Below are 7285 nucleotides of genomic sequence, written 5' to 3'. Positions count from 1 at the left end.
GAAACTAATTAACTTTCTTTTGTCTTCTCAATATCTGCGAACATTCTGCTTTGCTCCAATGGTAATGAAAAATCATATCAGCTGAGACTTTAGATATCTCCTTTAAAAATGACTTTAAAATATAAGTGTATTTGGATCAATTCCTTGCTGTTGTAATCTGGCTAATAAATTTTGCAATTGTTCTTCTGGGGTTTGGTATCTGTTACCATTTTCGTCATACCAAAACAGCCATTCTCTTGTTCGTCCTTGATAAGTACCCTGTTCCCGTCCAATACCTAAACCAATTTCGGGCATCCAAATTTTATCCCCTGGTTGTAAAATGTATTCACCATTAATTAAGCGATAAACTTCTAAACGTTGACGCTTACGACGTAGCCGTGTTGGTGCATAAATGACATAATACAAAATGCCTAATTCTGCATAATCAATTTTTTTCTGTTCATATTCGCCATTGTAAGTTTGAGAAACAACTTCTAAAGCTAAAATTGGTGGAATACCCTCTTCTTCCCACAAAACATAACTAGAACGTCCATTTTCTCCCACAAAACGTTCAACACCCAAACTCAAGAAACCATCAGGAACTATGGCTCCTTTATTGGGTGTATAGTAAACTCCCATGTTAATGCCGAAAAACCAGTCATCGCGGTTTTGCCAAATAGCGGCTAAGATGGCTAACAATAAGTTGGGAATTAATATTTGTAGTTCGTTATCCACAGGGGTATCATCTGAATCTGGTAATTCTGCCGATGAAGGTAGGCACTCTAAAGGATTGTAGTTGAACATAAGCAGTTATTAACCCCCAAAATCTAGGTTTAAACTCAGTTGTCCATTATTCAAGGGTAACTCAGTCTGCTTGTAAGACACTTTGGCTTTGATTTCACCCATTGCTAACCACAAATCTAACAACGCTTTTTCTTCAGGAAGGCGTTTCTTTTCATCACCAATGCGGGGAATTACTTTCAGTGCTGCTTCAAATGTCAGCCCTTTGGGCTTTTCAATAATATTATAGGACTTACGCATTGACAAGAAATACCATATATGGAGAAGTTTAAAAACCACATCTTTCGTAAGGGCACAGCATTACTCATTGGTGTAAACTTAACGCGAAACGGGCGGTTAGAAACCGCACGCCAGTTGCTTCAAGTCGGGCATTGCCCGCCCAACACACTGGCTCGTCTACACAAACAAAACCCACCTCCGTGGGTTTCAAACCCTTAATTTGACCTTAGTCTGCGTAGGCGGACGAAAGCCTGTGTAGCCGCGAATTCTATTCGCCAGGGCTTAATACCAATGAGCAAAGTTTAGCCCCTACAGCATGGTCTATTGACGATCGCAGGATAATTAAGAAAAGCCTGAAAACTTCCGGGAGCATCGTTAATGCACATCACGATGAATTTGTACAGTGCGTAAGTCCTACAGTTGTGCTTGGTGGAGAGCCTGAAAGTTCTCAAAAGGGAAAGAACTGTCGCGATCGTGGATGGCTGCACGAGTGGCAAAATCAGCCGCCAGCGACTCGACAATCTCAAACAAATCAATAGAAGATGCTGCTGTATTAGCTTCTAAAATAGGTGATTGTGACATTGAATAATTCGTAATGACGCTCGAACGCGAACAGCGTGTCCTAGACAAGACTCGCTAAGGTAATTCGTAATTCGTAATTAAAGTATGGACATTCGTGAGAGGTTAAGGTCAAATACCATTTGTCAATAAGCAATAGGTTTACCTTGGCGATAGCGGTTTAAATTATCTAGGAATAAAGCAAGCGATCGCTCCTTAACTCTGGGAGAATTACCAGAACAGTGGGGTGTAATAAAAACGTTGGGTAATGACCACAATGGACTTTCTGCTGGTAGTGGTTCTGTGAACACTGTGTCTAAAGCAGCCCCCGCAATTTCACCATCCTCTAATGCTTTGACTAGTGCAAATTCATCTACAATTGCACCACAAGCGATATTAATTAAATAAGCACTCTTACGCATCAGATGCAGTACTTCAGCATCAATCATGCCTTTTGAATTGGATAGGACTTACGCACGCTCTACGAATTCTTGGCGTTCTTGGCGTCTTGGCGGTTCGATAAAAGTTAAAACTAATGAAACCAAATTGTAAGTATATAGTAAAAACTTACCGAGCGACAAAAATCTCACTTGAGAAAATCGAACAAAAAAACTCAAAACTATAGCAATTTTAGTAAGATACTTCAATTTTGCTGATTTACTGTGATGAGAATCTAAAAACATGCATTATACTAGATTTTTCTAAGAAAAACAACTAAAATTTTAGATTTAAATTCTAACAGTAAATATCCATTTACTAAAGTTTTTGTGGATGCTACCATTTCATAAAGAAGATAATACTCTAATTCGACCGACTTACCGTAAATTGTGGTAAAATATAAATTTAGCTGACTTATCATCATTACTTGTTCTAAAAATACTGTCAATTAGCTTAGTATTTCACCCGAAAAAAGAGGTAAAATTTAATGTTGAAAATTTTATTTCGGCGCATAATAATCTATTGGCAAAAATGGGTTATTTTCAGATTTGCCAATCAAAGGCAATTATTATCTATTGTCCCTATAAAATTTACTGGGGCATTTATTATTGGCTTATGTGTCAGCTTGCTATTTGCTGCTTGTACAGTAAATAATCCAACTAATACTACTGCTGTATCTGTTAATAATTCCACTCCAACTAAAGCATCAGTAGTCAGATTTGGCTATCAAAAATCAGCAATTCTCCTAAAAAGTAAAGGGCTTTTAGAAAAGCGATTACAACCTGAAGGTACATCTGTTAAATGGATTGAATTTCCGGCTGGGCCACAGCTTTTAGAAGCCATGAATGTTGGCAGTATTGACTTAGGACATACTGGAGAGTCACCACCAATTTTTGCCCAAGCAGCCGGTGCCGCAATCACATATATCGCCGGAATTGCCCCAAGTCCAGCTAGTTCAGCAATTCTTGTTCGCAAAAATTCTGCCATCAAAACAGTCAACGAACTCAAAGGGAAAAAGATTGCTTTTCAAAAAGGCTCTAGCGCCCATTATATGCTAGTGCAAATTTTAGAAAAAAATGGACTGAAATATAGCGATATTCAACCCATATATTTACCACCAGCCGATGCTCGTGCAGCTTTTGTCAAGGGTAGTATTGATGCTTGGGCAATTTGGGACCCCTTTTATGCAGCAGCAGAAAAATCTGCCGATTCTCGTGTGTTAATTGATGGCACAGGAATTAATAAACAGGGTGGATATTACCTTGCTAGTAAAAATTTTGCTAACCAGCAACCAGAAATTATTAAGGCAATCCTTGAAGAAATTCAAAATCTTGAAGAATGGTCTGAGCAAAATCGCAATGAAGTTGCTGTAACTCTCTCTCCTATATTGGGCATTGATTTGGAAACAATGCAAAAAAGTACTAACAGAAAAAAGTTTGGCATCACACCAGTTACTCAAGACCTAATTACTCTCCAGCAGCAAGTTGCTGATAAGTTCTATGAACTGAAATTGATTCCCAAACAAATTAATGTCAAAGAAGCGATGCTTACACCTGAGCAATACGCTGCTTTTTCACCCAAAATTAAATAATTCGTAATTCATAATTCGCTCTGGGGCTACGCCTTGCTGCGCTAACGTAATTCGTAATTCGTAATTATGACCAATCCAACTGAGTTACTCAATCGTCGTTATGGTGTAGATGCATTTAATGCAGATATTCCTTGGAATGAGACAATATCTAATTTGCTGTCCCACCGTTCAATCCGCGCTTACCTGAGTGATCCCCTACCATCAAACACTCTCGAAACCTTAGTAGCAGCAGCACAATCTGCATCGACTTCCTCAAATCTCCAGACGTGGAGTATAGTTGCTGTTCAAGATACAAAACGTAAGGAGAAGTTATCGCAGTTGGCGAATAACCAAGCGCATATTCGCCAGTGTCCTTTATTTCTGGTGTGGTTAGCAGATTTGGCGAGATTAACATACGTCGCAGAAAATCAAGGATTACCCCATGAAGGTTTAGATTATCTGGAAATGTTTCTGATGGCGGCTATAGATGCAGCATTAGCAGCGCAAAATACTGTTGTCGCAGCAGAATCTTTGGGTTTGGGAACAGTTTATATTGGTGCGTTGCGGAACCGTCCAGAAGCAGTGGCAGAGGTTTTAAATTTACCGCCTCATGTCGTTGCCGTTTTTGGATTGTGTGTTGGTTATGCAGATTCATCCGTAAATGTGGAAGTGAAACCGCGTTTACCCCAAGCAGCAGTATTGCATCGGGAGACTTATCAATTAGAAAAACAAGACCAGGAAATTGCGCTTTATAACCAAATCATGAAAACATTCTACAATTCCCAACAGATGAATGTTGTCGGTGATTGGTCGGAACACTCAGCTAAACGAATAGCGTTTGCTGAATCTCTATCGGGACGCGATCGCTTGCGGGAAGCTTTGAAAAATTTGGGTTTTGAGTTGCGTTAGAAAAGTGCTGGGTGCTGAGTGAAATTTTAAACGCTCCAGGGGCGCGGAGGTTTCATTAAGGTTTAGGCTGTTTGCAGTTGGAGGTTTTTTTGGAATAGTTCTAAGACTTGTTGCCAAGCGTCGGCGGCGGCTTCGGGATTGTAGCTAGCGCGATGGTTGCAGAAAAAGCCATGCCCTGCACCCTCATAGCGGAAGATTTTATGAGGGATTTGTTCTTGATATCTCTTAGATACTACGGTAAATCAATCAAGTTATAGTATTTATAAAAGCATCATTCCACAACTAAGTAAGAAAAACAAGTACTTAGTGCAAATTAGAACTCCAGATAATTTACGCGGTCGGGTTGCGGCGATCAATAGTGTATTTATTAGTGCCTCTAACGAGTTAGGTGGCTTTGAATCAGGCTTGACGGCTGCTTTATTTGGCCCAGTCATCTCTGTAGTTAGTGGTGGAATTGGCACGATTGCAGTCGTAATTGCTGTAGCTGCCATCTGGCCGGGTATTGCCAAGTTAGGAGCATTACACGAGTATGAGGGTAGGTAAATTAAAATTACGCCTGTGCAACACTGAGGAAGCTGACCTTGACTACATTCTGAGTGCTGAAACCGATGATGAAAATAGCCAGTATGTAATTCCTTGGTCACGCGAAAAACATTTCCAAGCTATGGTAAACCCTGACATTGCTCATCTGATTGTTAAAAACGGAACAAGAATTGGTTACGTCATTTTGGCGGGGTTGCTTGATCCCAATCAAAGCATTGAATTTCGTCGAATTGTCATCACTGAAAAAGGAAGAGGTTATGGCAAAGCAACAGTTGAAATGGTTAAACAGTTAGCATTTGAGACTTACAATGCTCATCGGTTATGGCTGGATGTTAAATTACATAACAACCGTGCCCAAGCTGTCTATAAAACAGCAGGTTTTGTGGTAGAAGGGATACTCCGTGAATGTTTGAAAGTAGAAGGCAGGTATGATTCCTTAATTATTATGTCTATGTTGCAGCAAGAGTATGAGAAGAATTGCTTGAATTAGCCTGAAGATGAAAATGAAATTGGTGATGTTTGACATTGACGGCACTCTTACTGAGTCAAATAGCCTGGACGATGAATCATATTTACAGGCATTGCATAAAGTATTCGGCTTTTCAGAAGTCTCAAGTGATTGGACATCATACAGTCATGTAACAGATGCTTGTATTTTAAAAGAAGTTTGTCAAAGTCAACTTGGTCGCGTTCCTTCACCTAGAGAATTTAAGGCATTTCAAAAACGACGGTTTGAAAATTGAAGAGTTTCAAAAGAGTTTTAAAACAATTAACTGGCATTGAATCTTGTCAGTGTCGCAAAGCTCGTATCCAGAGAAATCATGTTGGCGCTTGCATGTTGCTCTGGCTTAGGCTTAAAGACTTAGCGTATAAAACTTGTCTTACTATTTATCAATTAAAGTACGGATTACTCTCAAATTATCTCATTCAACAATTGAAACGTCCCGTCCTTCCCATGTTTCTGGTCTAGCTCTTTCGACGCGATCGCCTGTGACAGTTGCGTAAGTCCTGTTCAAGCCACTCAAGTTATATTCAGGCAAGGACGAAAAAAAACTGCGTAGGCGTAGCCCGCACTTCGGCTGCGCCCTTCTCTACGAGAGGCTGCGCCAACGGCTACGCTCTCCCAAGGCTCAGTGACCACCGCAGGCTCTTAGGGGTTGGGGGTGGGGTTCTTTTATTGAAGCTGTCCAATTAGCTCAATAATTTGTTGGTAATACTGAATATTTCCTTCTTGATAATACAAGTCTGCGGATTTCTGGAAATCCGCAATTGCTCTTTGAGAATAACCTAGATTTCGGTAGACATCTGCCCGAAGGATGTAAGCTGAAGCCCAATGAGGCTGACGCTCTAAAGCGAGGTTCAAGTCTGTAAGCGCTCCTTGTAAGTCTCCCAATAGAGAACGGCTACGACCCCGATTGTACCAGTCTTCGGCAAAGCTGGGGTCGATCGCAATTGCTCGACTATAATCTTCTATTGCCCCTTGATAATCTTCTAGGGCATAGCGGGCATTAGCGCGATCGCTGTAAAATGCAGCAGATTGGGGATTTATTTGCAATGCTTGGGTGTAATCTACGATCGCACTTTCATATTCTTCTAAAGCATAATGGGTAGAACCTCGGTTGTAATATGCTTCAATTAATTCAGGATTAATTTCTAAGGCTTGATTATAATCTGCGATCGCTCCTTGTTCATCCCCCAAAAGACGACGAGCATTTCCTCGATTGCAGTAAGCTTGAGAAAATTCAGGAACAAGCTCTATTGCTTGGGTGTTATCATCAATTGCTCCCTGTAAATCTTGCAGGGCTTCACGGGCAATCCCGCGACCGTAATAAGCTGCGGCTAAGTTATCATTAATTTGTAATGCTCGATCATAATCTTTAATTGCTCCTTTATGATCTCCTAAAGAGCGACGAGCCGCCGCGCGATCGCAATATCCTTCAGCTAAACTAGGATTGAGTTGTAATAGGCGATTACTATCTTCAATTGCACCTTGATAATTTCCCAGTCGGCGACGAGCGTTCGCCCGAAAGCCGTATACTAAAGCTAGAGTCGGATTTTCTTGTAACGCTTGGTCATAATCTGCGATCGCACCCTCATAATCTCCAAGAGTACTACGAACAAGGCCCCGCTCAGAATAGGCTTGCACATCATCAGGATTGAACTTTAATGCTTGGTTAAAATCCTCAATTGCTCGGTGATATTCTTTGAGATGAGCAAGAACCAGACCCCGATTGTAATATGCTCCGGCAAACCTGGGATTGATTTCTA

The 7285-nt window shown here is 40.7% G+C and carries 9 protein-coding genes and 2 pseudogenes; 5 read left to right on the top strand and 6 right to left on the bottom strand.

Annotated elements, in window-relative coordinates:
- Positions 1–114 precede the first annotated feature (114 nt).
- The 4 genes from LC574_RS18170 to LC574_RS18155 form a co-directional block, all read right to left on the bottom strand.
- Positions 115–783: a Uma2 family endonuclease gene (locus LC574_RS18170; RefSeq protein ID WP_229454801.1), complete on the bottom strand. Its 669-nt coding sequence runs from the start codon at positions 781–783 to the stop codon at positions 115–117.
- A gap of 9 nt (positions 784–792) precedes the next feature.
- A complete protein-coding gene (locus tag LC574_RS18165; protein WP_229454800.1) occupies positions 793–1020 on the bottom strand; it encodes a hypothetical protein in 228 nt (75 codons plus the stop codon).
- Positions 1021–1413: 393 nt separating this feature from the next.
- Positions 1414–1581 carry a hypothetical protein gene (locus tag LC574_RS18160; RefSeq protein ID WP_229454799.1) on the bottom strand — a complete coding sequence of 56 codons (168 nt, stop codon included), beginning with the start codon at positions 1579–1581 and terminating at the stop codon, positions 1414–1416.
- Between the two features lie 122 nt (positions 1582–1703).
- Positions 1704–2006, bottom strand: coding sequence for an NAD(P)-dependent oxidoreductase (locus tag LC574_RS18155; protein ID WP_306422133.1), 303 nt, complete (start codon positions 2004–2006; stop codon positions 1704–1706).
- 476 nt (positions 2007–2482) lie between these two features.
- Here LC574_RS18155 and LC574_RS18150 point away from each other — a divergent pair, with 476 nt between their 5' ends.
- Both LC574_RS18150 and LC574_RS18145 read left to right on the top strand, forming a co-directional pair.
- Entirely contained in the window at positions 2483–3586 is a 1104-nt protein-coding gene (locus tag LC574_RS18150) for a sulfonate ABC transporter substrate-binding protein (RefSeq protein ID WP_229454798.1), read from the top strand.
- A 66-nt stretch (positions 3587–3652) separates the two neighbouring features.
- Positions 3653–4474 (top strand): NADPH-dependent oxidoreductase, encoded by an 822-nt coding sequence (locus LC574_RS18145; protein ID WP_229454797.1) that lies wholly within the window; start codon positions 3653–3655, stop codon positions 4472–4474.
- Positions 4475–4536: 62 nt separating this feature from the next.
- Here LC574_RS18145 and LC574_RS18140 read toward each other — a convergent pair.
- A pseudogene (locus LC574_RS18140) lies at positions 4537–4692 on the bottom strand (dienelactone hydrolase family protein); the annotation flags it as partial.
- 79 nt (positions 4693–4771) lie between these two features.
- Here LC574_RS18140 and LC574_RS18135 point away from each other — a divergent pair.
- From LC574_RS18135 to LC574_RS18125, 3 genes and pseudogenes are all read left to right on the top strand, one after another.
- Positions 4772–5017: pseudogene (locus LC574_RS18135) on the top strand (MFS transporter); the annotation flags it as partial.
- Entirely contained in the window at positions 5004–5507 is a 504-nt protein-coding gene (locus LC574_RS18130; protein ID WP_229454796.1) for a GNAT family N-acetyltransferase, read from the top strand. The pseudogene LC574_RS18135 and the gene LC574_RS18130, both read left to right, overlap by 14 nt.
- 7 nt (positions 5508–5514) lie before the next feature.
- The gene (locus LC574_RS18125) at positions 5515–5760 is read left to right on the top strand and encodes a hypothetical protein (RefSeq protein ID WP_229454795.1); all 246 of its coding nucleotides are present in this window, start codon (positions 5515–5517) and stop codon (positions 5758–5760) included.
- A 431-nt stretch (positions 5761–6191) separates the two neighbouring features.
- On the opposite strand, the gene LC574_RS18120 is transcribed toward LC574_RS18125, so the two are convergent.
- Positions 6192–7285 (bottom strand): tetratricopeptide repeat protein (locus LC574_RS18120; protein WP_229454794.1); only part of this gene is annotated, 1094 nt, incomplete at its 5' end.

This window comes from Nostoc sp. CHAB 5715 (genome assembly GCF_020829685.1).
In the GTDB taxonomy this organism is placed as follows: Bacteria; Cyanobacteriota; Cyanobacteriia; order Cyanobacteriales; family Nostocaceae; genus Nostoc.
Note: the sequence above shows the minus strand (reverse complement) of the source record. Positions and strands in the feature narration are given on the sequence as shown.

Coding starts and splice junctions, on each gene's coding strand:
- LC574_RS18130 (WP_229454796.1), top strand. CDS start 5,004: ATGAGGGTAGGTAAATTAAAATTACGCCTGTGCAACACTGAGGAAGCT.
- LC574_RS18165 (WP_229454800.1), bottom strand. CDS start 1,020: ATGCGTAAGTCCTATAATATTATTGAAAAGCCCAAAGGGCTGACATTT.
- LC574_RS18170 (WP_229454801.1), bottom strand. CDS start 783: ATGTTCAACTACAATCCTTTAGAGTGCCTACCTTCATCGGCAGAATTA.
- LC574_RS18155 (WP_306422133.1), bottom strand. CDS start 2,006: ATGATTGATGCTGAAGTACTGCATCTGATGCGTAAGAGTGCTTATTTA.
- LC574_RS18125 (WP_229454795.1), top strand. CDS start 5,515: ATGAAAATGAAATTGGTGATGTTTGACATTGACGGCACTCTTACTGAG.
- LC574_RS18150 (WP_229454798.1), top strand. CDS start 2,483: ATGTTGAAAATTTTATTTCGGCGCATAATAATCTATTGGCAAAAATGG.
- LC574_RS18160 (WP_229454799.1), bottom strand. CDS start 1,581: ATGTCACAATCACCTATTTTAGAAGCTAATACAGCAGCATCTTCTATT.
- LC574_RS18145 (WP_229454797.1), top strand. CDS start 3,653: ATGACCAATCCAACTGAGTTACTCAATCGTCGTTATGGTGTAGATGCA.